The sequence below is a fragment of the Pseudoalteromonas sp. PB2-1 genome, assembly GCF_045040605.1.
In the GTDB taxonomy this organism is placed as follows: Bacteria; Pseudomonadota; Gammaproteobacteria; order Enterobacterales; family Alteromonadaceae; genus Pseudoalteromonas; species Pseudoalteromonas arabiensis.
The window spans coordinates 241,064-266,054 of the sequence record NZ_CP090667.1; the positions used below are offsets into that span (position 1 = coordinate 241,064).

Consider the following 24,991-nt stretch of genomic DNA (forward strand, 5'->3'; position numbering starts at 1 on the left):
ATACAAACTAAAAATGAAACTTAAAGTAAGTCAGTTAACAGAATACCCACGCCGAAGCGTTCAATATCGGCGTTGTAATCAATCAAACTCTCACCATAACCATTAAAGTACTGTGCATAACCACGTAACCTGCCCCAAAGAGGGAAAGACCAATCGAGTTGAATTGCCCCGCGATTATCTGAGTTTAGATTATTGCGTGTCATAAAGCTGAATTCATGTTCGTTATAACGGTAAGCGCCAGAAAACTCAAAGTAACCCATGTATTTATAGATATCAGGGTTGTCATCACCACTGGCTTCTAGTTCATCGTCTTTTTTATCTTCTGGGATGCGGTACCAAGGCTTGAAACCAAACACGAACCCCTCTTTTTCCCATAAAAAGTTGGCATAAATACGGTTCCATGAACGTGAGTTTGGTTGGCTGCGGCCATTTGATTGATGTGATGCACCAATCGCAATTGCCATTTCATCTCCCCACAAGACATTTTCTTCATCAAGGTAGTTTATCCAGAAAACTTCTGGCTCATAGTTAGTTTCACGAAATGGTGACGAAATATCTTTGTTGTAAAACTGCCAAAACGACTGCATCGTAAACGCAAAATACACACCTTGGTCTTTATCTGAGAAGCCCTCAAAGACAGGTACCTTAATTGATAGCTGATATTTTACTTCTAGGTTATCGAGAGGCTCACCATTTGTTTCTTCTGCCAGATCCTTCAAACCGTCAAAAGGGCGAGTATTTGGGTGCGATACGTAAGACAGTGGCAAGATATAGTTACGTTTATGCGGCGTGATTACATTGCGGTTCTTTTTACTTACTTCCTCGCGTGCTTTTCGTTTATCAAGTGCAGTAAGCTTTTTACTTTCATCTAAGTCTGAGCATTTTTTGCGAAGTTCTTCGAGTGTTTGTTTACCGTCACCGCCAATCGCTTCATTTAAAATACATTGTTTTACTAATTCGAGCGCGTCATCTTGTTCATTGGTTTTTGTTTCTTCAGTCTGCGCCATAACAGGTACAGAAAGTAAACTAGCGACAGCTAGCCACATGCGCCATCCCATTGCGATTTCCTTATTGAATAGAGGTGAAGTTGAGATAAGTATAACGATTTTTACATAAGTAACCGTGAACTTGTACTGAATTGTTAAATTTTTAGGTAAATAGAGCCCCAAGCGAAACTTGGGGCTCTGCTGTTACGGCCTAAGCCGTGACTCTCACGCAATGAGAAGAGGTGAGCTTATAGCTCAAATACGTTGGTAAAAAACTTATATAATTCGGTGCCTTGATTCACGCTTGCTGACGCGAAGTGTAAAATGGCAATTGCATCTTTATCAAAACTGAGTGTTTGCAATGGTTGTTCTGATAGATAACGCTCCATTCGTAGAATATGGGCGATAGGTTCACCCGCTTTAATATGGCCACCCAGCGGGGCAAGGTATTCGACCATGCCGCCCATGGGGGCGTAGTAAGCAATATAATCTTCAAGCATACTGGCATAGCGTGTCATCACTTTTGGTTGATATGCTGCATCAACCAATACCTCTTTGTGGTTGAGGTAACTTAAAATGCTATTTGCGTCTTCAAGTGCTGCACTTAAATCGATTTTTTCTTGGCTACCTAACTCAACAGTGAATGCTTCGACTTGAACAGCAAATTTACGGCCTTGTTTGGCAAGTTCTTCAGAAAGTGACCACCAAGGACAGAAACTCGCTTCATCCATCGCGCCATCAAAATCATTCGGGATCAATAACACATGCTCAATGTTGAAATAGCGGGCGCTGCCTTTAGCGTATTCAGGGCAGTATAAGTGCTGACTTGAGATAGGCCCAGTGTGAAGGTCTAAAACAATATCAGCCTGATGGGCGAGCTTTTGCAAGTTAAGGGCAATACGTTTACCGGTTGTTAGGCTGTAATCTGGGCCCGTTAATTGGCTGTCAATGTCAGTAACGAGTGCCCGTTTAAACGCTGCTTTAAGGGTCGCATCATCACTGTCTTTGTGCTGTTCAGCAATTTGTGATGGTAACGCTTTGTTAAAGCGATACATACGGTTCCAGTTGGTGCCCGTAATTGGATCGAAGCGACCTAAGGTAAACTCACCTGATTTTTGGTTGCAACCAATAGGGTTGGCATAAGGCACTAGGGTAATATCGCCACGCAGTTTGAGTGATTTTAGCTGCTCAAGCAATTGATAAATTACTGCATTACCTTGTACTTCAGCGCCGTGCATATTGGCTTGTACATACACGTTTGGTCCTGAGCCATCGCCTTTTAAGCGATACACAGGGATTGTCAGTGGTAGGCCGTTGGCAATCTCGCCAACCACAATATTCTCTTGGCTGATTAATTCTTTACTCATGGCAATTACCTTAAATAATAGCTGGCATTTTCAGCGCTACGGATGCACTCAATATTGCCTTGTTCAAGGATATATTCAGCCGCTAATTCGTGGCATAAAAAGTACGGCATACTTTCGGTAAAGCCGTATGCACCACATTGGCTGAATACCAACCAGTCTTGTTCATTTAAATCGCTTGCTAATTGGTGTTCACCCAAGCAATCAAGGGCGGTGCAAAGTGGGCCGTATAAAGTCATTGCCTTAGGTTCAGCTGTCGATTTACGCAATAACGCCGCAGGAAAATTTTGGCTTGTCACTGCAGGGCGAAGTAAATGGTTAATACCGCCTGATAAAATCACCTGCTGTTGATTGTAATTCTCTTTGCGCTCAACGACTGGGGTTGCGTAATGACCACATTCGCCCACCGCATAGCGGCCAAGTTCCATCCAAAGCTCTTTGACACCAGCATCAGCTTTAATGCTCGCGAGGGTCTCGATAAGTGCAGACCAATCAAGTCGGTTAGCATCTTGGGTATAAGGGATGCCTAAGCCCCCGCCTAAATCGAGAATATTAAGATTAATACTTAGTGAGTTAGCCAGCTGTTGTAATGGCGAAATCATCGTGCGCCATAACTCTGCGAGCTTATTAGTGCTCAGCATATTGCCCCATTGGAAAATATGCAGACCGTCAAAGCTAAGAGCTGGGTAATCACTGACCGTGAGAGCTTGCCACTCATCACAGCCCAAACCAAAAGGAGTGAGGCTGTCGCCGCCAAGCGGGTTCTTTTCGCTGTCTGGCCAACGCAGTTGTACACGCAATAGAATTTGCAACTGACAATTTGCTTTCATTGCTTGTTCGTTTAACCAGCGCACTTGGTTAATGCTCTCGGCCACAAAGGTACGTACGCCGCGAGCAATAAAATGTGAAATTTGTGCAGGGCTCTTTGCAGGCCCTGTGTTGAGCACGCGCTCGCTATCGATGCCCTGAGCAAGTACTTGCTCAAGTTCACCTTTGCTTGCAACATCAAAGTTAAACCCTGCGCTGTCTAAACATTGAATAATGCGAGACAGTGGGTTGGCCTTAACGGCATACCAAAGTTTCACATCGGTTTGCGCAGTCAGTTGATTTAAATGTGCAGTTAATTTATCTAAATCATAGATAAAAAATGGCGTATCAAGATGCGTTGAAACGTGTGCAACCGCTTGCTTGATGGGCGTGCTCAAAAAGCTCATTAACGTAAAACCTCTTCTAACAATAATGATGCATCGCTTTGTTCGTCACGGTATTTCACTATCAGTGCACAAGACATGCTTAGACCTTGCTCGCGAGCCCACGCATTTGAAGCAGGGCGAGAGCCTGGGATCACAATCGCGTTTTCTGGGATCGCTTCACCTTTATCTAGCTGGCGCTCATTCACACAATCGTAGACGGGAATAGTTGCAGATAAGCGCACACCCGGTGCAAGCACAGCACCTTTTTTCACAACCACACCTTCAACAATAACGCAGCCTGCGCCGATGAATGCATCATCTTCAATCACCACTGGGCTGGCACCAATTGGCTCAAGTACGCCACCTAACTGTACTGCTGCACTTAGGTGGACATTTTTACCTACTTGTGCGCATGAGCCCACTAGTGCGTGGCTGTCGACCATCGTGCCTTCATCGATAAAAGCACCAATATTTACATACGCTGGTGGCATGATAATCGTGCCTTTGGCAACGTGTGCGCCACGACGAACACTGCTACCACCTGGTACCATACGCACGCCTGCATCGGCTGCAAAGCCTTGTGGTGCTAAGTTGTGCTTATCAACAAAACCACCTGGGAACTCGGTATTCGTGCCATTTTTGAAAGCTTCTAAAATGCCTTGCTTAACGTCAACATTGGCGTGCCAGTTGCCGTTCTCGTCTTGTGTTGCTGCGCGAACTGCGCCTGATTCTAAGTTGTTTAATAATTCTAACCAGCTCATGATAAAACCTGTTTTTAGTTCCAAGATAAAATTGTGTTGTTTGCGTGGGTGATGCCGTCTGTTTGCTCAAGCTCTAAATGCGTAAGCGGCGGACGTAAATGCGGGGTATTTATTTTACCTTGCAGGTGCATCAGTACTTTTACGGGGATTGGGTTTGCCACAGCGAATAAACTTTGGATTGCTTGCGACCAATCGGTGAATAGATTTGGGTATTGACCACTTAAACTGCGTTTAACAAACTCATGGGTTTGACTCGGCCAAGCATTCGCGGCAACCGACACTAAACCTTTTGCACCAGCTTGAGCAAAATATGGCATAAGTGCATCATCGCCACTGAAAATGGCCAGTGTTGGCGATGCCGTTCTAAAACCTTCAAATTTACTAATGTCGCCACTGGCTTCTTTTAAAGCCCACAGGTTTTTGTGCTCAGCAAGGTTTTTGATCACCTGCGGTGCAATCTCAACTGCGCTTCTTCCAGGTACGTTATACAACATACAAGGGTGATGACTTGCGTTAAGTAGGCTTTCAAACCAATGTGTTTGGCCAACAACCCCAGGTTTTGCATACAGAGGTGAGCCCAATAGATAGCCATGAATAGGGAGTTGATTGCAGTATTCAACCCAAGCAATTTGTTGTTTAAGGTTCATGCCGCCTACAGCAACCATGAGGGGGACACTCGGTGCTAATTGGCAAACATGCTCAACAATGGCTTGCTGCTCTTTAAGTGAAAGCGCCAGTCCTTCACCAGTACTGCCAAGTAATAAAATGCCGTTATTTGCATCTTGCTGCTCAGCCACCAGTTGTTCAAGGGCCGTGTAATCGACCTCGCCAGATTCAGAAAATGGCGTGACAAGCGCTGTCCATAATGGATAGTCGTTTAAATCAAAATTGTTGATCATCTCTCACGAACTTATAAGGTATTCGAAGAGTTTATGCGGGAACATTTGAATGGAGCCGCATGTCGTCATTCGAACAAGGTATAATTCGAAGAGCGAATGGGCTTAAAATAATAAAGACGCGACGGCCTTATTATACTAAGACCAGAAGCTCTCCACCAAACTAATCAATAGCACTTTGCTATTGTTGGTGACAGTCGCTGGGATTCAGCCCAGTCGCCCGAAATAAGCACCTCACAAACGGTGTTACTTCTCGGCGTTAATTCCCCTCACGTATGATCAACAGAGTCTGTGCTCTTCCCATACGCTACCTGAATAACGCACCTCTTCCAGCCCTTTATGCTCGCTTTAAAGGTTAAAGCCAACATAGTTAAATAGGGTATATTCGGCGATTAAAGCATTTTAGCCATCTAGGTGTCAAGGCGAAGGGTTTGTTTTTAGTGACCGATTTTGCAACATGGTTACGTATAAGCGTGTTTTTACGTACACTTAGCGTTAACCAAATAAATTGGAAAAATGATGGAAAAATTTAACGATATTTATCAACGAGCCGTATCTCGAAAGGGCAGCGAAGACATGCTGCAGACACTGTTATCAAACCCGCTCGATGATACTGATATTGCCAAAATGCATGACGATTTATGGTTAGAAGAGTTCACACGTAAAGTTTTTCAAAGTGGCTTTTATTGGTCTGTTATCAATAACAAGTGGGCAGGTTTTCGCGACGTGTTTTGGGATTTCAGCGTAGAAAAATTGTTGATGATGCCACCGGATATGCTTGAGCAAAAAGCCAGTGACGAGCGCATAGTTCGTAATTTTAAAAAAGTACAAACGATCCCAGAAAACGCATACATGATCCACGAAGTTGCTGAGAAACATGGCAGCTTCAGCCAGTTTATTGCGGATTGGCCAACTGACAATATTATTGGCTTGTGGGCCTATCTTAAAAAACATGGTGCGCGTTTAGGAGGGAATACTGGCCCTTACGCTTTGCGAGCGCTTGGTAAAGATACCTTTTTACTTTCTCGCGATGTAGAAACCTACTTGCGTGCTCACGAGTTGATAGACGGGGGCTTACAAACTAAAAAATCGTTACAAGCAGCGCAAGATTTTTTCAATGAACTACAACAGCAAAGTGGCTATAGCCTGCAAGCACTTAGTCAGCTTGTGGCCTATGGGGTTGGTGATAACCGCGTAGGTGTAGCCACACGTTAAGGACAGCTATGAAACTGCAAACTCGATACACAGATATTAGTGAACTGCTTGCCATTAAAGATATGCCGAGCGCCGTTGCTGAGCCGCAATTACTGCTATTCAATGATAGGCTGGCTGATAACTTTTTAATTAAACATGACAGCGAACTTTTAGCTAAATTGCTATCTGGTTCAACGATAGATAGCGCCGTTGCTCCGGTTGCACTTGGTTACTCAGGTCATCAGTTTGGTCATTTTTCACCGCGTCTTGGTGATGGCAGAGCGCATTTGCTTGGTGCGATTGAGGATCAAGGAGGCACATTGTGGGATATGCAATTAAAAGGGGCGGGAGCAACTATATTCTCGCGCGGTGGTGATGGTCGCTGTGCCATTGGCCCTGCAGTACGTGAGTACATTATGAGTGAGGCGCTTCATGCGCTAGGTATCGCGACTACACGCTGTTTAGCTGTGGTGACTACTGGTGAAACGGTATATCGCAATCCTCCTCGACCTGGTGCAGTCGTCACTCGCTTAGCTAAAAGCCATATACGTGTAGGTTCATTTCAATACTTAGCAACACAGGGTGATATAGAAGGGTTAGAAAAGCTTGTCGATTACGCTATCAGTTGTCATTTTCCTGAAATTAATAGCACGGGTGAAAAGCGCTATATTGACTTTTTAACAGCTGTACAAGACAAACAAATTGAGTTGATAGTAAGTTGGATGCGTGTCGGTTTTATACACGGAGTTATGAATACTGATAATACCTTGATAAGTGGTGAAACCATTGATTATGGTCCTTGCGCTATGATGAACAACTTTGATTTTGATACTGTGTTCAGCTCAATTGATCACCAAGGGCGCTATGCATTTGGTAATCAGCCGACGATTGCTAATTGGAATTGTGCACGCCTAGCTGAAAGTCTATTGCTCTTATTTAAAGATGAAAAACAAGCGCTTATAGACCTTTCGGCGGTTATAAATAGTTTTTCAACTCGGTTCAATGATGCCTTTAATTTGATGTGGCAACAAAAGCTGGGCTTAGAAAGCATGGAAGAAGATGAGCATATACTTGTTTCTGAATTGTTGACGTTAATGAAGCAACATAAATTGGATTATACCAACACATTTAATCTTTTGACTGAGTCATTACAGTCTCAGGTAACCATACCTGCCAATATAAAAGAATGGTATAAAAAATGGTTTTTAAGAACATCTACTCAAAGTTATAAAACGATGCGTGCTGTTAATCCTGCAGTCATTCCACGCAACCATAATATCGAAATGATTATAGGTGAATATGAGGGCTCTGGAAAAAGCGCTTCATTGGAAGCATTTTTGAAAGTGATATCAAATCCTTATATTTATAAAGCTGAAAATACACATTGGTACGCGCCTCCTAAGGAAGGTGATGCGAATTATCAAACTTTTTGTGGAACTTAAAAAATTCCAGAAAAGGCTGATTGTTAGCGACTGTGCCTAAGTGTAATATTTAACATCTACGCTAAAAAATATGACAGAACGCTCTTTATATTTAAGTTAACGCGCCCTGTTATTAGGTTTATTTTTTCTAGTTAATTTATAGTAATTATTTATTAACAATAATAACGCATTGTTAATTTGAATGACGATTTAACTATAGTATTAGGTAAGTTTTATATTATCACCTATAGTTTCTAATGACCTGAATCAAACTATGATTTGAGTTAGTAGTATAACCTGCTACCTATTAAGTATAGGTTAACAAAACGAAGAGTATTCTGCTTATAAAATGGGCTGGGATGACTTAGCTGAAAATTTTAATTGTGAAAATGGGAAGGAAACAATGAAATTAAAATCACTTACAATGGCGATCGCATTAGCTGCAACTAGTGCATCAACATTTGCTGCAGAAAAAGAAGGTTTTTATATCGGTGTATTCGGTGACTACTACGATGCATCTTGGATTGCAACAGATTACTCACCTAACGTGAGAACTGGTTATGCAACGGGCTTCGGTGCTGAGATTGGTTACCGATTCTCAGATTACTGGAGTGCTCGTTTAGAGTACGCTGATGGAAATATTGATACTGAACACCTAATCACGGGTGATAAGTACGACATGGACATGGATAGATACGGCATTGACATGCTGCACCATTTTTCTGGTGGTCCATTCTACGGTGTATTAGGTCTGAAAGAAATTGATGTGTACGAGAAAAGTACATTTGCAAATATTGGTTTAGGTTACCAGCACTTTGTAACTGAAGGTCTATCAGTTAACTTTGAAACATCTTACTACCGAGGTTTAGAGTTCAGTGAGTCAGACTTAAACGCTAAGTTTGGTGTAAGCTACTTATTCGGTCAATCAAGCGAGCCAGCGGCGCCTGTTGAGCCAGCTCCAGTTGTTGTTCAAGAGCCAACAGATTCAGATTCTGATAATGATGGTGTACTTGATGCTGATGACCAATGTGCAAACACGCCGATGACAGATGCTGTAGATGCAACGGGTTGTACTTTATATGAAGAGAAGCCAGTAACAATTAGCCTACTAGTTAGCTTTGCTCATGACTCTGCAGCCGTTCCACAACGCTACTTTGATGACATTGCTGAAGTTGCTACCTTCATGAAAGAAAACACAGACGCAACGGTTGTTTTAGAAGGCCATGCTTCAGCAGTAGGTGATGCTGAGTACAATATGACTCTATCTAAGAAGCGTGCGGATGATGTTGCTGATGAATTAATCAAAGACGGCATCTCTGAAGATCGTATTTCAACTGTAGGCTATGGTGAAGAGCGTTTGAAGAATGAAGCAAACACTTTAGAAGCTCACGCTGAAAACCGTCGTGTTGAAGCACAATTAACATCAACTCAACGTGTAAAAGTTATGCGTTAATAGTGAGTTGTAAGTTTTGATAAACCCAGCCAAGTGGCTGGGTTTTTTTATGCCCAAAATAAGAATGATTCTTACTTAATAAATATTCATCTGAATAGCTTTTTTTTTAACTACTATTCATGCTATTTATAGTGAATATAAAGTGCCTAACCGCAGCATGGATTTTCATCTATACTTAAAAGCTTTATAATCAATCGTCAGAATACTATAAGTACTGGGTTATATATTTGGTATTTAGTTTAATACTACCGAGTACTTTCACGTCACCAAGAGGGCAATATTGTGCTACAAGAATATCGTAAACACGTAGAAGAACGTGCCGCGTTAGGTATCGTACCAGCGCCATTAGATGCTCAGCAAACGGCTGATCTTATTGAACTAATTAAAAATCCACCAGCAGGCGAAGAAGAGTTTATTGTTGATCTTCTTGTTAACCGCGTACCACCTGGTGTTGATGATGCTGCTTATATCAAAGCAGGTTTCTTAGCTGCAGTTGCAAAAGGTGAAGCGAGCTCTCCACTGGTATCAAAAGAAAAAGCTGCTGAGCTACTTGGTACTATGTTAGGTGGTTACAACATTGCACCTATGATTGATCTTTTAGATGACGCAGCGTTAGCACCAATTGTTGTTAAAGGTTTATCTAACACATTATTAATGTTCGATGCTTTCTACGATGTAGAAGAAAAAGCGAAAGCAGGTAACGAGTTTGCTAAGCAAGTAATCGAGTCTTGGGCAAATGCAGAGTGGTTTGTAAACAAGCCTGCAGTTGCTGAAAAAATCTCAGTTACGGTATTCAAAGTAACTGGCGAAACAAATACGGATGACCTTTCTCCAGCACCTGATGCATGGTCACGTCCAGATATTCCACTACATGCTTTGGCAATGCTGAAGAATGAACGTGATGGCATCAATCCTGACAAACCAGGTGAAGTGGGGCCAATCTCACAGCTAGAAGAGCTTAAAACGAAAGGTTTACCTCTTGCATATGTTGGTGATGTAGTTGGTACGGGTTCTTCTCGTAAATCTGCAACTAACTCTGTACTTTGGTTCATGGGTGATGATATTCCTCACGTACCTAACAAACGCGTTGGTGGTGTATGTTTAGGCGGTAAAATCGCCCCTATCTTCTTCAACACAATGGAAGACTCTGGTGCGTTACCAATTGAGCTACCTGTTGATGAGCTAAACATGGGTGACCAAATCGATATCTTCCCATACGAAGGTGTTGTTAAGCGTCACGGTACTGATGAAGTAATCTCTACTTTCTCTTTAAAATCAGACGTAATTCTTGATGAAGTGCGTGCTGGTGGTCGTATTCCACTAATCATCGGTCGTGGTTTAACGGATAAAGCGCGTGCATCACTAGGTATGGAAGCTGAAGATATCTTCCGCAAACCTGCTCTTGTAACTGATTCTGGTAAAGGCTTCACATTAGCTCAGAAGATGGTTGGTAAAGCATGTAACATGCCTGGCGTACGTCCAGGTCAATACTGTGAGCCGAAAATGACCACTGTTGGTTCGCAAGATACAACAGGTCCTATGACCCGTGACGAACTTAAAGACCTTGCTTGTTTAGGTTTCTCTGCAGATTTAACAATGCAGTCTTTCTGTCATACATCAGCTTATCCTAAACCAATCGACGTAAACACTCACCACACACTTCCTGATTTCATCATGAACCGTGGCGGTGTGTCACTACGTCCAGGTGACGGTGTAATCCACTCATGGTTAAACCGTATGTTATTACCAGATACAGTAGGTACGGGTGGTGACTCGCATACTCGTTTCCCTCTTGGTATTTCATTCCCAGCGGGTTCTGGTGCAGTCGCATTCGCAGCGGCAACAGGTGTAATGCCTCTTGATATGCCTGAGTCAATCTTAGTACGTTTCAAAGGCGAAATGCAGCCAGGTATCACATTACGTGACCTCGTTCATGCTATCCCTTACTACGGTATCAAAGAAGGTCTTCTAACCGTTGAGAAGAAAGGTAAAATCAACGAATTCTCTGGTCGTGTACTAGAAATTGAAGGTGTTGAGCACCTAACTGTTGAGCAAGCTTTCGAACTTTCTGATGCGTCAGCTGAGCGTTCAGCGGCAGGTTGTACAGTTAAGCTTTCTAAAGAGTCTATTGCTGAATACCTAGAGTCAAACATCGTAATGCTTAAGTGGATGATCTCTGAAGGTTACGGTGATGTTCGTACTATTGAGCGTCGTATCACAGCAATGCAAGAGTGGTTAGCTAACCCTGAACTTATGGAAGCGGATGCAGATGCAGAGTACAAACATGTACTTGAAATCGACCTTGCAGACATTAAAGAGCCTATTCTTTGTGCTCCAAATGATCCTGATGATGCACGCCTTCTTTCAGACGTTACTGGCGAGAAAATCGATGAAGTATTTATCGGTTCTTGTATGACTAACATCGGTCACTTCCGTGCTGCAGGTAAACTACTCGATGGTTTCAGTGGTCGAATCCCAACTCAACTTTGGGTTGCACCACCAACGAAGATGGATAAAGACCAGCTTACTGACGAAGGTTACTACGGTATCTTTGGCCGTGTAGGTGCACGTATCGAAACGCCAGGATGTTCACTCTGTATGGGTAACCAAGCACGTGTTGCTGATAAAGCAACGGTTGTGTCTACCTCTACGCGTAACTTCCCTAACCGTCTAGGTACTGGCGCAAACGTATTCTTAGCATCAGCAGAGCTTGCAGCAGTAGCGGCAATCTTAGGTAAACTTCCTACACCTGCTGAGTACCAAGAGTACGCAGCTAAGATCAATGCAACGGCAGCTGATACTTACCGTTACTTAAACTTCCACCGTATGCCTCAGTATACGAAAAAGGCAGATGAAGTAATCATTCAGCAAGCTGTTTAATAAGTAAATAGTGTATTTTTACTTTAAAGCCCGCATTTTTGCGGGCTTTTTATATTTTAGATTAAATTTTCATTATTTTGACTTTATCGATCTTAAAATTGATCAATAACTGCATAGAGTTTACATAATAACGCAATATTTTCCCTTCAATTGCATTAAAATCCTCGCCAATATTCTCAACATTTAAGGCGAGATCTTTATGACTACATTAAACAACCAGAACCTCTTACAACTTCGCTTTGTAAGCCAAGCACATATTGACGCAGTAAAGCCTTCTTTTGCTAACCTTCCTGCTAATCCATACGCAGATGGTGAATTTCGTAAGCGTCGTTATTCAGTAATTAAAGTTGTTGATGGCGAACTAAAACTACAACCAACAAAAGCATTCGTACAAGACGACTCTATCAATACCTTTCAAGGTAATGTTGAGCGTACCTATGAAAATCTAGAAGATAGCTTATTAGCCACTGATGGCATGAAGCAAATCGTTAATCAGTTCCGCGATATGACCGGTATTAGCGATGACCGCGATATTGAAATCCATCAATTTAGAATGCTTGCGATCGACAGCGACACACCTGCTGCCCCTGAAGGTGTTCACCAAGATGGTTTTGATCACGTGTGTGTATGTGGTGTATCACACGAAAACCTAGAAGGTGGTGAGCTACTTGTGTATGAACACCAGCAAGCAGAGCCATGTTTCAAAATGGAAATTAAAGACGGCATGTTCGCGCTTATTAATGACCGTGAAGTATGGCACAACGCAACGCCAATGAATAAATTAGACGCAAGCAAAGAAGCTTACCTTGATTGCTTCGTACTAACTGCGTAAGGGGATAGCATGAACTTAACGCAATTACGTCGCCAATTTCCTGCACTTATGCAACAAGTTGCAGGTCAGTCGCCGATTTTCCTTGATGGCCCAGGTGGCTCTCAAGTGCCACAGTCAGTTTTAAGTGCCATGACTGCTTATTTGGGTTACTACAACTCAAACTTAGGCGGTGCATTTTTCTCAAGTGATAAAACGGTTGAGTTAATGGCAAACGCTCGTCAAGCTGCAGCCGATTTACTAAATGCGCCATCTAAAGAGCAAATCGTGTTTGGTGCAAACATGACAAGCTTAACGTTTAGCTTTAGCCGTGCAATTTCGCGTGATTGGACTGAAAATGATGAAATTATTGTCACCAATGCTGATCACTTCTCAAACGTTTCATCGTGGCAGCAAGCTGCTAAAGATAAAGGTGCGACAGTAAAAACGGCGCTTATCAACGAAGCTGATTGCAGCTTAGACATGGCCCACTTTGAAAGCCTTTTATCAAGCAAAACAAAGCTTGTAGCAGTGACGTATGCATCAAACACCACAGGTTCAATTAATGACATTAAACGCATCGTTGAGCTTGCACATGCTGTTGGTGCGCTCGTTTATGTTGATGCCGTTCACTATGCACCTCATGAGCTGGTAGACGTACAAGCACTTGATTGCGACTTCTTAGCCTGCTCTGCATACAAGTTCTTTGGTCCTCACCTTGGTATTGTATATGGCAAACGTGAGCACCTTGAAGGTTTCACACCATACAAAGTTGAACCTGCAAAAGATATTGCGCCAGGTCGCTGGGAAACCGGTACACAAAGCTTCGAAGCCCTGGCTGGCCTTATTGCTGCGGTTGACTACATTGCTGCAATTAGTGAGCTTGATGACAGTCATGCACGCCGAGAAAAACTCGCGGCCGCTTTTGCTATCACTAAACAACACGAAATGTCACTCAGTAAGCATTTCTTAACTCGCTTAGCAGATTACCCACGTATTAAGTTATTTGGTATTAATGATTTGGCGCGTTTAGAAGAGCGTACACCGACCTTTGCTCTAACGTTTGAAGGTATCGAGCCGCGTATCGTGTCTGAATTTTTAGGCAAACAGCATATCTGTGTGTGGGATGGTAATTTCTATGCACAAGGTTTATGTAAGCAGCTAGGTGTATTAGATACCGGCGGTGTAGTACGTATTGGTTGTATGCATTACAACACTATTGAAGAACTCGATCAGGTTTTCGATTTATTTGATCAGTTATTAAAGATGTAAACACGTTACTAGTTAGCTATCAGAATGTCGTTTCTGATAGCTAATATAACAAGTTTACGACTGCGGCTGTCCATAAATTTGTTCTGCGCGGTTAAATAAAATCCACGACGTTAAAATATATTTATCATTTGAAATGGGCTTGTTGCCACGGTGAGTATGCGTGAAGTAACCTGGCGCTATTACCATAGAACCTTGTTTTGGTGATATTTTACGTTGTTGATAGTAAAACTCTGTTTCTCCGCCTTCTTCGACATCATTTAAGTAAAACATAAATAACAGCACACGATGCAAGGCTTCGTTATGGCCAATTTGTGGGTATACCTCACTATGCCAATACGGGTAGCCACCTTTATTAATGTCGTACTTTTGTGCCTGAATAGGACCCATTCTAAAAATTTGCTGGACTAATAGTGGCAGTTGAGGTTTACCGACTTCTTCATAGTTATCGTGTGTTAAATCAACTGGTTTTCCTGTTTTCGGATGATACACTTTCAACCCAAAGGCACCAATCATCATGAAAATGTGCTCTTCAATGTATTTAAAGACGTAACCAGCAGTGACTTGCTGAATGTGTTTTAATTGTTCAGCATATTCTGGGTGATTACTCAGATATAAGTCATGACTATCTTTCTTTGCTAAATCGATACCGCCAGAGGTCATGCCCTGCTTTAAATGCGCGCTTTGTTCAAATAGCGTGATAAAGTTGTCGCAAAATTCTTTACTAAGGGCGTTTTCGTATACACGAATAAAGTCCGTCATGAGCTACCTTTTATTTATATTTTTTATAGGGTTACTATGTTTACAGAAAAAATCTCGCCTCGTTTTAGCGAAACGGATGTTCTAGGGCACATCAACAATACCGTACTCCCCGTATGGTTTGAAGCAGCGCGTGTTCCTATTTTTAAATTTTTTACACCTGATTTAAACCCTCACGACTGGAAATTGATTATTGCTAAGGTTGAAGTCAGTTTTGTTGGTGAGCTTTTTTACGGCCATGAGGTTGAAATAAAGACAAGCGTGGAGCATATCGGTTCAAGTTCATTTGTGGTGAGGCAAGAAGCTTGGCAGCAGGGCACATGTTGCGCAGTCGGTAAAACAGTGTTGGTGCGCTATGATTTTAATAATAAATGCTCACAAAAGCTTGATGAAGATGAAAAAACGGCACTTGCAGCACATTTATTCGCTTCAGAATAGGGCATTTATGCCGACATTCTTTAGTGCTTGAGGTAATATACGCGCTCATTATTTTGAGTCCGTATTTCTGGGTTACACGCAATGCTGTTAATGATTGATAATTATGATTCGTTTACCTATAACTTAGTGCAGTATTTTCAGCGCTTAGATCAAGATGTATTGGTAAAACGAAATGATGAAATCAGTATTGCTGAAATCAAGCAGCTCAAGCCTGAGCACATTGTGCTTTCACCAGGACCTTGCTCTCCCAACGAAGCTGGTATTTCACTTGAGGTTGTTGAACAATTAAGAGGCCAGTTTCCAATTTTGGGAATTTGTCTTGGTCATCAATCTATTGCACAAGCTCTAGGAGCAAAGATTATTCGGGCCAAGCAGGTGATGCATGGTAAAACATCCGTTATTCAGCATACCAACCAAGGTGTTTTTACTGGGCTTGAAAACCCGCTTCGTGTGTGTCGTTACCACTCTTTGGTTGTTGATAAGCAAACATTACCAAATGAATTGACGGTTACCGCATGGACTGAAGTAAACCATGATTTAGACGAGATTATGGGCTTAATGCATCGTAACTTAGCGCTTGAAGGGGTTCAGTTTCACCCCGAGGCAATTTTGACAGAGCAGGGGCTTGAACTACTTGCTAACTTTTTAACTCGCTTCTAATCTTAAGTTTATTGAATTAACAATTATGAACGAAAAAACGCCTGTGCAAATAACTGAACAAGATCGCCAACAAAGGATTGCAATGATGCTCGACGAGCGCGCGCATGATTTATTGCTTGGCCATAGTTTTGCACAACGTCAAATTGGTTATATTCATACACTTGAAATTGACTATGGTGAAAAAATCGAGCAACGCACTTTACTAGAGGTGGAAGTTGCCGCCCATAAGAAGCGCCAAAAATCCAGTACGGCTCATCATAAATACCGCGCACAAGCGAGTAAACAATTACATCAAGTTATCGAAACGGCAATGAACAAGCAGCTTGAGGATATTGATTCTGTTATCCATGAAACAATTGGCATACAGGATGCTGTTCCAGCAATTATTGATATCCTCGCTGTAAAGTCGGCTTCTGTAGGGCGAATTGAGCCTTTGGTACAAGACTTATCATGGTTAGGACGAGAGTTGGTCGCGCTTGTTAATTTGCCTTTTTATCGTAAGCAACGCAGTAAAAATACATCAGTTAAGGTCGATAACCCGTTATTAGCACTACGTTATATTGGGCTGGATAACTTAAAGTTTGTTGTTCCTACGTTTGCTGTACGTCATTGGATGCCTCATAGCACTGAACCATTTCCATTGTTAAAGCGTCGTTTACGCGACAACTCGATGGCGTGTGCGATTGCAGCGCAAGAGATTGCAAAGTTGAATGATGTAAATGAAGAACACGCATTTACCCTTGGCATGCTAATGGATGTAGGCAAGATTGCCTTGGTAAGGTTGTACTTGCGTACATTCGAACGTGTGTGGCAACGTAAAGTGACTATGGCACGTGAAGAGCAGAATAAGGATCTTCATACCGCTTTGCTTGAACTTAAACCTGACCCATTATTTTTAAGTTCTTTATTGAGTAAGTTATCAATGACGATTACTGCTAAGGTGATTGAGCAAATGGCTTTTCGTTACCTGCCTTTCAAAGCGGTCATGGAGCAACTTATCTCGTCACATCCGATTAGCGATGAAAGCTTACCTTTAACTCGTGTTATTTTAAAAGCACGATGTTATGCACAATTTTTGAGCTTGAACGAACATCAATTAGTTGAAAAAGACGAAATCCAGTCTTGGTTTACGTATTTTGGTTTTACTCAAACAGAGCTCAAACATCTGGCTAAATGCAATTTTGAGAATTTCAATATCAAAATCAATTAAAAAAATTAACATTTTTTTTGCGACTATTCATTCATAGTTGAGCTCAATTCATCAACAATGTTTTGCTAATCTATATAAGCTTGCCCTCCTAGTATCGCGCCTTATTCTTGTAATTTACTTATAAAATCACTTTCAAATACTTATTCACTATCTATGAAAAAATATCTCAAGCCCTTTATTTTCAAGGGCTGCATGAAAGTTTTCTAAGAGACAGATGGAAAATTTTCTGAAATAATGGATGAATGAAAATTGAACCAAAGAGTAATTTTGGTGATTTTGCGCTAAGCTCAATCGGCTCATTAAAAGGGCTTGTTTTTTACTTGCTAGTGCCAGCTTACTCTGTGTGTGCTTACAATTATGAGGATATAAAATGACAGTCAATCGCGAATTATTTGATCAAGTAATGGTTCCAAACTACGCACCATCAAGTGTTATTCCTGTTCGAGGCGAAGGCTCTCGCGTGTGGGACCAAGAAGGTCGTGAGTTTATCGACTTTGCAGGTGGTATTGCTGTTAACTGTCTTGGCCACTGTCACCCAGCTCTAGTAAATGCATTAAAAGAGCAAGGCGAGAAAATTTGGCATCTATCAAATGTAATGACCAATGAGCCTGCACTGCGTCTTGCTAAAAAACTGACTGACGCTACGTTTGCAGAAAAAGTGTATTTTGCTAACTCGGGTGCAGAAGCAAATGAAGCGGCGCTTAAATTAGCACGTCGTTTTGCCCTTGATAACTATGGTGAGCAAAAGTCACAAATTATCTCATTCAACAAAGGTTTCCACGGCCGTACATTCTTCACAGTAACGGTAGGCGGTCAAGCCGCATACTCTGATGGTTTTGGTCCAAAGCCGGGTGACATTGTTCACTGTGATTACAACGATTTAGCAGCATTTGAAGCGCTTATCTCAGACAAAACGTGCGCGGTAATGATGGAGCCTCTGCAAGGTGAAGGCGGTATTATTTCGCCAACTGCGGAGTTTGTTGAAGGTGTACGTGCGCTGTGTACGAAACACAATGCATTATTAATTTTTGATGAAGTACAAACGGGTGTTGGCCGTACGGGTGAGCTATACGCGTACCAAGGTCTTAATGTAACACCAGATATCTTAACGACTGCAAAAGCGTTAGGTGGTGGTTTCCCAATCGGTGCGATGATCACGACAACTGATATCGCTAAACACTTAAAAGTAGGTACGCATGGTTCTACTTATGGCGGTAACCCACTTGCGTGTGCAGTAGCAGAAGCAGCGTTTGATACAGTAAACACACCAGAAGTACTTAATGGCGTTAAAGAAAAGTCAGCATTATTCCGTGAGCTACTAACGAATATTAACGACAAGTACAATGTATTCACTGAAATTCGTGGCGAAGGCCTTTTAATTGGTGCTGTTGTTACTGAGCAATTTAAAGGTCGTGCAAAAGAATTCCTAGTTGCAGGCACAGAAGAAGGCGTTATGTCTTTAGTTGCTGGTGCAGATGTTGTTCGTTTCACACCGTCACTTGTTATTCCAGAAGCTGATATCCGCGAAGGTATGGCTCGTTTCGAAAAAGCAGTGGCTAAAGTCGTAAACGGCTAATTATCCAACTGTCATTTCAGGGCAAGTATTTGCTTGCCCACATTTCTTATTTACCGTTATTTATAAGGGAGCAAGCGGACTCATGATGATCCTTCGCCCAATCCAGCAAAACGACTTTTCAGCATTAGTAAAAATTGCTGATGAATCAGGCCATGGCTTTACGTCTTTGCCTAATAATGAAGAGTTGTTACAAAAGAAAATTGATCACTCTGTAAGCTCGTTTGCTAAAGCTGCATCGCAACCAGGTGATGAAGGTTACTTGTTTGTTCTTGAAGATAGCGAAACCGGTGAAGTGGTTGGTACCTCAGGTATCGAAGCAGCGGTTGGCTTGGATGATGCGTTTTATCACTATCATTTAAGCAAGGCAATTCATTCATCGCGCACACTTAATGTTTACAAAGCGGTTGATATTCTTACGTTATGTAATGACTACACGGGTGCGACAGAGCTTTGTACTTTGTTTTTAAAAGATGGTTACCGTAAAAATAATAACGGTAAGCTGCTTTCAAAAGCGCGTTTTATGTTTATTAATCAACATAAGCAACGTTTTGCAGAAACTGTTATTGCAGAGATGCGCGGTGTTTCAGACGAAAATGGTGAAAGCCCATTCTGGCAATGGTTAGAAGAGCACTTTTTTTCAATGGATTTTCCGACTGCCGATTACTTAACAGGTATTGGTCAGAAAGTCTTTATTGCTGAGTTAATGCCTAAATATCCAATTTACGTCAACTTACTTAGCAAAGACGCACAAGCAGTTATTGGACAAGTGCACGACAACACACGTCCAGCCATTGAACTGCTTAAAAGTGAAGGGTTTACCTTTAATGGTTATGTGGATATTTTTGATGCCGGTCCGACAGTGGAAGCAAAAGTAGATAATATCGCTACCATTCGTAATGCTAAAACACTTAGCGTGGAAATTGGTGAATGCCAAGGTGAAACTACCGCACTGATAGCAAACGATAAACTTGTCGATTTTAGAGCGACTGTAGCGCAAGTTAATTTGCCATGTGATGCAGATACAATCACATTATCAGCAGAACTTGCAAAAGCACTACACCTTAATGTGGGTGACAGTGTATCAGTTGCCGCACTTTAGAATTTAGGAGAGACAGTCATGACGCATGCAGCGCAATTTATTAATGGTCAATGGCAAGCAGGCCTTGGTCATGCATTTCAATCTGTAAACCCTGCAAACAACGACGTTATTTGGCAAGCAAACACAGCAACTGCCGAACAAGTAGACAGCGCAGTTAGTGCTGCGCGTGAAGCATTCTACAGCTGGGCTGACAAATCATTTGCAGCGCGTTTAGCGATTGTAAAAACATTCGCAGAAACACTTAAAGAGCACAGCGAAGAATTAGCGGTTGCTATCGCACAAGAAACCGGTAAACCACTTTGGGAAACACGCACTGAAGCAGGTGCTATGGTGGGTAAAATCGCTATCTCTGAAAAAGCATTTTTAGAGCGTACAGGTGATGTTGAAAACCCAATGCCACAGGGCCGTGCGATGATCCGCCACAAGCCTCATGGTGTTGTAGCAGTGTTTGGCCCTTATAATTTCCCAGGTCACTTACCAAATGGGCATATTGTGCCAGCGCTTTTAGCGGGTAATACCGTGGTATTTAAACCCTCTGAGCTAACACCAGCAGTTGCTGAGTTAACCTTAAAGTTATGGCAAAAGGCGGGTCTTCCTGCGGGCGTAATTAACCTTGTGCAAGGTGAAGTTGAAACCGGTAAAGCACTTGCGTCTCATAAAGGTATCGATGGCTTATTCTTTACGGGCTCTTCACGCACAGGTCACATTTTACATGAACAGTTTGCAGGTCAACCTGGTAAAATCTTAGCGTTAGAGATGGGCGGTAACAACCCGCTAATCGTTACTGATGTTGCAGATACAAAAGCAGCTATTCACGATATTATTCAATCAGCGTTTATCTCTACAGGTCAGCGTTGTACGTGTGCGCGTAAGCTGTTTTTACCAACAGGTGAGCAGGGTGATGCAATCCTTGCAGGTCTTATTAAGGCGACTAAAGCGATTAAAGTGGGTGACTACGACGCTGAAGACCAACCTTTCATGGGCTCGATGATTTCAGCAGCGGCTGCTGCCGGTATGGCTGCTGCGCAACAACAACTTGTTGAGCTTGGCGCTGAGGTGCTAGTTGAGCTAACGCACAAAGAAAATACCGGCTTTGTAACACCGGGTATCTTAGAGTGTACAAATGTAGCTAACTTCCCAGATGAAGAACACTTTGGACCACTACTTAAAGTATTCCGTTTCACTGATTTTGATGCTGCTATTGATAAAGCGAATGACACAAGCTTTGGCTTATCTGCGGGCTTATTAAGCGACAGCGCAGCAGATTACGACCACTTCTTACGTCGTATTCGTGCTGGTATTGTGAACTGGAACCGACCAATCACGGGCGCATCAAGTGCTGCACCATTTGGTGGTATTGGCGCGTCGGGTAATCATAGAGCGAGTGCCTACTATGCGGCCGATTATTGTGCTTATCCAGTTGCTTCGGTTGAGCTAGAAAAAGTAGCGATGCCGGCTACCTTAAGCCCAGGTCTAAAAATTGATTAATCGGTACTTATAATTGAAAAAAGCAGCCTAGGCTGCTTTTTTTGTATTAGCTTTATAGCAAAGGTAGCAATTAAAAGCGCTTTCTGCTTAAATCAATAGAGTTATAAATTTTATTAGGTGTACAGTGGTATGGTTTTAGATAGGCAAGGATACGATGATCTCGTCATGTATCTCACTCAAAATTTAGCGCTATTTGAGAAGCCTGGTCAAATAAAACCAGGAGCTCCTACCGTTTTAGAGTTAATTGAAGATGTTATTGCTGAGAATGTGATGCTTCTTTGTGAACAACATACAGAGCTAAACACCGAACAGCGAAGTCAAATAGTTCGTGAAGTTGACGGTATTGTGTATGACTTACAAGAAGTACTCAGTAGTGTAACTAATCAACCCGTCACTGTTGAGCAGCATGCGTTTATTGATGAGTTTGCAGGCCTTGTGAAAAACTTGTTCGACAATGCCGTAATAGAGAGCGCATAACCTTTCAAAGCCTAATATCGTTTTTCGATTGCATATCAGTGTGACTTGCTTACAATCAAACAAAAATAATTGTAAGAGATAAAACATATGCAAGCGAATGTAAAATGGGTAGAAGGTGATACGTTTATCGGCCTTTCAAATTCAGGCCACAATGTAGTTTTTGATGCGGGTAGTGACAGTGCTGCACCAAGTCCAATGGAAATGGTGCTAATGTCAGCGGGTTGTTGCTCATCTGTTGATGTAGTAAGCATCCTTAAAAAAGCCAAACAGTCGTTTAGTGATGTACACGTAAAGTTAACTGCTGAGCGTGCTGAGTCAGCCCCTCGCGTGTTTACTAAGATTAATCTACACTTTGTGGTTACTGGCGATAATGTCTCTGAAAAACACCTCGCTCGTGCTGTTCAACTGTCTGCTGAAAAGTATTGTTCGGTAGCCTTAATGCTTGATAAAACAGTAGAAATCACTCACAGCCATGAAGTTGTGCAAGAACAGGTAAAATAACGCTTTTTCCGAGCAGAAAATTCGTATAAAATCCGCGAACTTTTATTTCTGCTGGTGCAGGTTTCACTCGTTTTAAGGTTGGTTTAGCATGAATAAACCCTTCGATAAAATTAAGCTTCATGGCTTTAATAACTTAACTAAGAGCTTAAGCTTTAGTATTTACGATATTTGTTACGCAAAGACGGAACAACAACGTAAAGAATACATTGAATATATCGACGAACAGTACAGTGCTGATCGCCTTACCGATATTTTAGGTGAAGTTGTGGATATTATTGGTGCAAACATTTTGAATGTTTCTCGCCAAGATTATGATCCGCAAGGTGCCAGTGTAACAATTTTGATTTCTGAAGAGCCAATTGAGCAACAAACAACGTATGACGTTGATGAAGCGCCTGGGCCTCTTCCTGAAACGGTTGTAGCACACTTAGATAAGAGCCACATCTGTGTTCATACATACCCAGAAGCTCACCCTGATGACGGTATTTGTACGTTCCGTGCCGATATCGAAGTATCAACCTGTGGCATTATTTCGCCATTAAAAGCGTTAAACTTCTTAATCCACAGCCTAGAGTCTGATGTTGTAACAATTGACTACCGTGTACGTGGTTTTACCCGTGACGTAGATGGCGTTAAGCACTATATCGATCACGCGATTAACTCAATTCAGAACTACATGACTGAAGATACAAAAGAAGCGTACCAAATGATGGACGTAAACGTGTATCAAGAGAACTTGTTCCACACCAAGATGATGTTAAAAGAAACTGACTTGAATACTTATTTATTCGGGGTTTCTACAGCCGATCTTTCTGAAGAAGAAGAAGAAGTTATCTATTCTAAATTAACCCGTGAGATGCAAGAAATCTTCTACGGTCGTAATTTACCTGATACAGAGTAAGTGACAGGAAGAATTAAAAACGGCGTATAAGCTAGCTTATACGCCGTTTTTTTATGCTTCAAATAGAGCACTGAATTGACTGCGCTTTTAAGGACTTATATGCTGATAAAAAGCCTCTGTTAAGGACAACTATGACAGTTAATCTCTCTCATTCTGTATTTCTTGCAGAGCAAGTCCGCAAAAATGAAGGGCTTGCTGCTACAACAAGCGCAGTAACACTTTATGAATTGATGGAACGCGCAGGAAAGGCCGTTTTTGACCATACGTGTGCTTATTTTCCTAATGCTAGCAGGTACGTGGTATTAGTCGGTGTGGGTAATAACGCCGGTGATGGCTATGTGGTTGCCCGATTAGCAAAACAAGCGGGTAAGCAGGTGACAGTGATCGCCGCTTTGCCTGACAAGCCATTAAAAGGCGATGCACTCACTGCTCAACAAGCGTGGTTTGATGCTGGTGGTGCAATTACGAAGAGTTTAAGCGCATTCGATCAAGCCAATGTCATCGTTGATGGTTTACTTGGTACGGGTATTCAAAACGAAGTTCGCACGCCGTTTAGCCAACTTATTCAATTAGCGAATAGTAGCCGTGCCCCAATAATTGCGATAGACCTGCCCTCAGGTATTCATGCTGATACTGGCTCAGTATTAGGTGTTGCGATTAAGGCACTTGTTACTGTTACCTTTGTTGGGATTAAGCAAGGTCTTGTTACGGGGCAAGGAAGAGCACAAGCTGGCATGTGTGAATTTACCGACTTAGGTATTGGTGAGGCCTTTTTAAAGCTTACAGAGCCAACGGCAGCGCTTATTAGCTATCAAACAGTTGATGCATTGCCTGCCAGAGATAACAACAGTCATAAAACAAGTCATGGCAAATTACTATGTGTCGGTGGCAATACGGGCACTGCAGGAGCAATTCGTTTAACAGCAGAAGCAGCTCTGCGTACTGGTGCGGGTATGGTTAAAGTGTTCACGCATTCAGAATCTGTGCTTAGCGTGAGTATTGGCAGGCCAGAGCTGATGGTGAGTGCAGCAAACTTAACCGCTGCACTTGAGTGGGCAAGTTGTATAGCAATAGGCCCAGGGCTTGGTTTGGATACTTGGTCAGAAGAGGTCTTTGAAACGGTTATGCAGTATTGTTTTACGCATAACAAGCCTTTGGTAATTGATGCAGATGCACTTACATTGTTGGCTCAGCACGCCCCTTCATTTCCAATTGTCAATTCGGTGATCACCCCACATCCTGGTGAAGCCGCCCGTTTGCTTAACTGTAAAGCAAGTGATGTTGAAGCAAATCGCTTTGCTGCGGTAAGTGAGCTTGCACATAGCTACACAACAACCTGTGTTCTAAAAGGAGCAGGAACCTTAATGGCTAACAAAAACCAAGTATGGGTGTGTACAGATGGTAACCCTGCACTTGCTGTTGGTGGCAGTGGTGATGTTCTGACCGGCATTATTGCTGGGCTGCTTGCACAGGGGATTAATACAACGCAAGCGGCCACTTTAGGTGTTACCTTGCACGCAAAAGCGGGTGATATTTTAGCAAAGGCTGAAGGAGAGCGTGGGATGTTACCCAGTGACTTATTTAGCGTTGTAAGGCAGTTGATTAAGGAATTGGCGAGTAACGATGATTTTAACTGCTAAGCCGAAAAAACTTTCGG

General features: G+C 42.3%; 22 protein-coding genes and 1 riboswitch. Of the genes, 16 read left to right on the top strand and 6 right to left on the bottom strand.

Annotation, left to right across the window (positions count from 1 at the left end):
* Positions 1–20 precede the first annotated feature (20 nt).
* The 5 genes from L0Z67_RS01190 to dapA form a co-directional block, all read right to left on the bottom strand.
* Positions 21–1,058: a phospholipase A gene (locus L0Z67_RS01190; RefSeq protein WP_193988153.1), complete on the bottom strand. Its 1,038-nt coding sequence runs from the start codon at positions 1,056–1,058 to the stop codon at positions 21–23.
* A 176-nt stretch (positions 1,059–1,234) separates the two neighbouring features.
* Complete coding sequence (locus L0Z67_RS01195; protein ID WP_405128374.1) at positions 1,235–2,353, bottom strand: succinylglutamate desuccinylase/aspartoacylase family protein; 1,119 nt, start codon at positions 2,351–2,353, stop codon at positions 1,235–1,237.
* A 5-nt stretch (positions 2,354–2,358) separates the two neighbouring features.
* Positions 2,359–3,564 (bottom strand): PLP-dependent decarboxylase, encoded by a 1,206-nt coding sequence (locus L0Z67_RS01200; protein ID WP_405128375.1) that lies wholly within the window; start codon positions 3,562–3,564, stop codon positions 2,359–2,361.
* Positions 3,564–4,304 (bottom strand): 2,3,4,5-tetrahydropyridine-2,6-dicarboxylate N-succinyltransferase, encoded by a 741-nt coding sequence (locus L0Z67_RS01205; protein WP_237128086.1) that lies wholly within the window; start codon positions 4,302–4,304, stop codon positions 3,564–3,566. Before L0Z67_RS01205 ends, L0Z67_RS01200 begins: the two co-directional genes overlap by 1 nt.
* A gap of 14 nt (positions 4,305–4,318) precedes the next feature.
* Positions 4,319–5,203 carry a 4-hydroxy-tetrahydrodipicolinate synthase gene (dapA, locus tag L0Z67_RS01210; protein ID WP_062568237.1) on the bottom strand — a complete coding sequence of 295 codons (885 nt, stop codon included), beginning with the start codon at positions 5,201–5,203 and terminating at the stop codon, positions 4,319–4,321.
* A gap of 137 nt (positions 5,204–5,340) precedes the next feature.
* A riboswitch (Lysine riboswitch) is annotated at positions 5,341–5,537 on the bottom strand.
* Positions 5,538–5,719: 182 nt separating this feature from the next.
* Between dapA and L0Z67_RS01215 the strand changes: the two genes are divergently transcribed.
* The 6 genes from L0Z67_RS01215 to L0Z67_RS01240 all read left to right on the top strand — a co-directional run bounded on the left by L0Z67_RS01215 (position 5,720) and on the right by L0Z67_RS01240 (position 14,228).
* The gene (locus L0Z67_RS01215; RefSeq protein ID WP_237115230.1) at positions 5,720–6,415 is read left to right on the top strand and encodes a DNA-3-methyladenine glycosylase I; all 696 of its coding nucleotides are present in this window, start codon (positions 5,720–5,722) and stop codon (positions 6,413–6,415) included.
* A gap of 8 nt (positions 6,416–6,423) precedes the next feature.
* Positions 6,424–7,836 carry a protein adenylyltransferase SelO gene (locus L0Z67_RS01220; protein WP_405128376.1) on the top strand — a complete coding sequence of 471 codons (1,413 nt, stop codon included), beginning with the start codon at positions 6,424–6,426 and terminating at the stop codon, positions 7,834–7,836.
* 382 nt (positions 7,837–8,218) lie between these two features.
* Entirely contained in the window at positions 8,219–9,268 is a 1,050-nt protein-coding gene (locus L0Z67_RS01225) for an OmpA family protein (protein WP_062568263.1), read from the top strand.
* 282 nt (positions 9,269–9,550) lie between these two features.
* The gene (acnB, locus tag L0Z67_RS01230; protein WP_062568240.1) at positions 9,551–12,148 is read left to right on the top strand and encodes a bifunctional aconitate hydratase 2/2-methylisocitrate dehydratase; all 2,598 of its coding nucleotides are present in this window, start codon (positions 9,551–9,553) and stop codon (positions 12,146–12,148) included.
* Between the two features lie 199 nt (positions 12,149–12,347).
* Positions 12,348–12,980, top strand: a complete 633-nt coding sequence (locus L0Z67_RS01235) for a 2OG-Fe dioxygenase family protein (RefSeq protein WP_405128377.1) — start codon at positions 12,348–12,350, stop codon at positions 12,978–12,980.
* 9 nt (positions 12,981–12,989) lie between these two features.
* Positions 12,990–14,228, top strand: coding sequence for a cysteine desulfurase-like protein (locus L0Z67_RS01240; RefSeq protein WP_405128378.1), 1,239 nt, complete (start codon positions 12,990–12,992; stop codon positions 14,226–14,228).
* A 54-nt stretch (positions 14,229–14,282) separates the two neighbouring features.
* On the opposite strand, the gene L0Z67_RS01245 is transcribed toward L0Z67_RS01240, so the two are convergent.
* Positions 14,283–14,987: a 2OG-Fe(II) oxygenase gene (locus L0Z67_RS01245; RefSeq protein ID WP_062568242.1), complete on the bottom strand. Its 705-nt coding sequence runs from the start codon at positions 14,985–14,987 to the stop codon at positions 14,283–14,285.
* A 36-nt stretch (positions 14,988–15,023) separates the two neighbouring features.
* On the opposite strand from L0Z67_RS01245, the gene L0Z67_RS01250 reads away from it, so the two are divergent.
* The 10 genes from L0Z67_RS01250 (at position 15,024) to L0Z67_RS01295 (ending at position 24,974) form a co-directional block, all read left to right on the top strand.
* Positions 15,024–15,422 carry a thioesterase family protein gene (locus L0Z67_RS01250; protein WP_062568243.1) on the top strand — a complete coding sequence of 133 codons (399 nt, stop codon included), beginning with the start codon at positions 15,024–15,026 and terminating at the stop codon, positions 15,420–15,422.
* 81 nt (positions 15,423–15,503) lie between these two features.
* Positions 15,504–16,082, top strand: a complete 579-nt coding sequence (locus L0Z67_RS01255) for an anthranilate synthase component II (protein WP_405128379.1) — start codon at positions 15,504–15,506, stop codon at positions 16,080–16,082.
* Positions 16,083–16,131: 49 nt separating this feature from the next.
* A complete protein-coding gene (locus L0Z67_RS01260) occupies positions 16,132–17,292 on the top strand; it encodes an HDOD domain-containing protein (protein WP_062568264.1) in 1,161 nt (386 codons plus the stop codon).
* A gap of 370 nt (positions 17,293–17,662) precedes the next feature.
* Complete coding sequence (locus tag L0Z67_RS01265; RefSeq protein ID WP_130151513.1) at positions 17,663–18,868, top strand: aspartate aminotransferase family protein; 1,206 nt, start codon at positions 17,663–17,665, stop codon at positions 18,866–18,868.
* Between the two features lie 82 nt (positions 18,869–18,950).
* Positions 18,951–19,967 (top strand): arginine N-succinyltransferase, encoded by a 1,017-nt coding sequence (gene astA, locus L0Z67_RS01270; RefSeq protein WP_193988162.1) that lies wholly within the window; start codon positions 18,951–18,953, stop codon positions 19,965–19,967.
* A gap of 18 nt (positions 19,968–19,985) precedes the next feature.
* Positions 19,986–21,455 carry a succinylglutamate-semialdehyde dehydrogenase gene (gene astD / locus L0Z67_RS01275; protein WP_193988163.1) on the top strand — a complete coding sequence of 490 codons (1,470 nt, stop codon included), beginning with the start codon at positions 19,986–19,988 and terminating at the stop codon, positions 21,453–21,455.
* Between the two features lie 129 nt (positions 21,456–21,584).
* Positions 21,585–21,932 (top strand): DUF3802 family protein, encoded by a 348-nt coding sequence (locus L0Z67_RS01280; RefSeq protein WP_062568248.1) that lies wholly within the window; start codon positions 21,585–21,587, stop codon positions 21,930–21,932.
* Between the two features lie 87 nt (positions 21,933–22,019).
* Positions 22,020–22,433, top strand: coding sequence for an OsmC family protein (locus tag L0Z67_RS01285; protein ID WP_062568249.1), 414 nt, complete (start codon positions 22,020–22,022; stop codon positions 22,431–22,433).
* An 88-nt stretch (positions 22,434–22,521) separates the two neighbouring features.
* Positions 22,522–23,334 carry an adenosylmethionine decarboxylase gene (gene speD / locus L0Z67_RS01290; RefSeq protein ID WP_054552422.1) on the top strand — a complete coding sequence of 271 codons (813 nt, stop codon included), beginning with the start codon at positions 22,522–22,524 and terminating at the stop codon, positions 23,332–23,334.
* A gap of 131 nt (positions 23,335–23,465) precedes the next feature.
* A complete protein-coding gene (locus tag L0Z67_RS01295) occupies positions 23,466–24,974 on the top strand; it encodes an NAD(P)H-hydrate dehydratase (RefSeq protein ID WP_405128380.1) in 1,509 nt (502 codons plus the stop codon).
* Positions 24,975–24,991 lie beyond the last annotated feature (17 nt).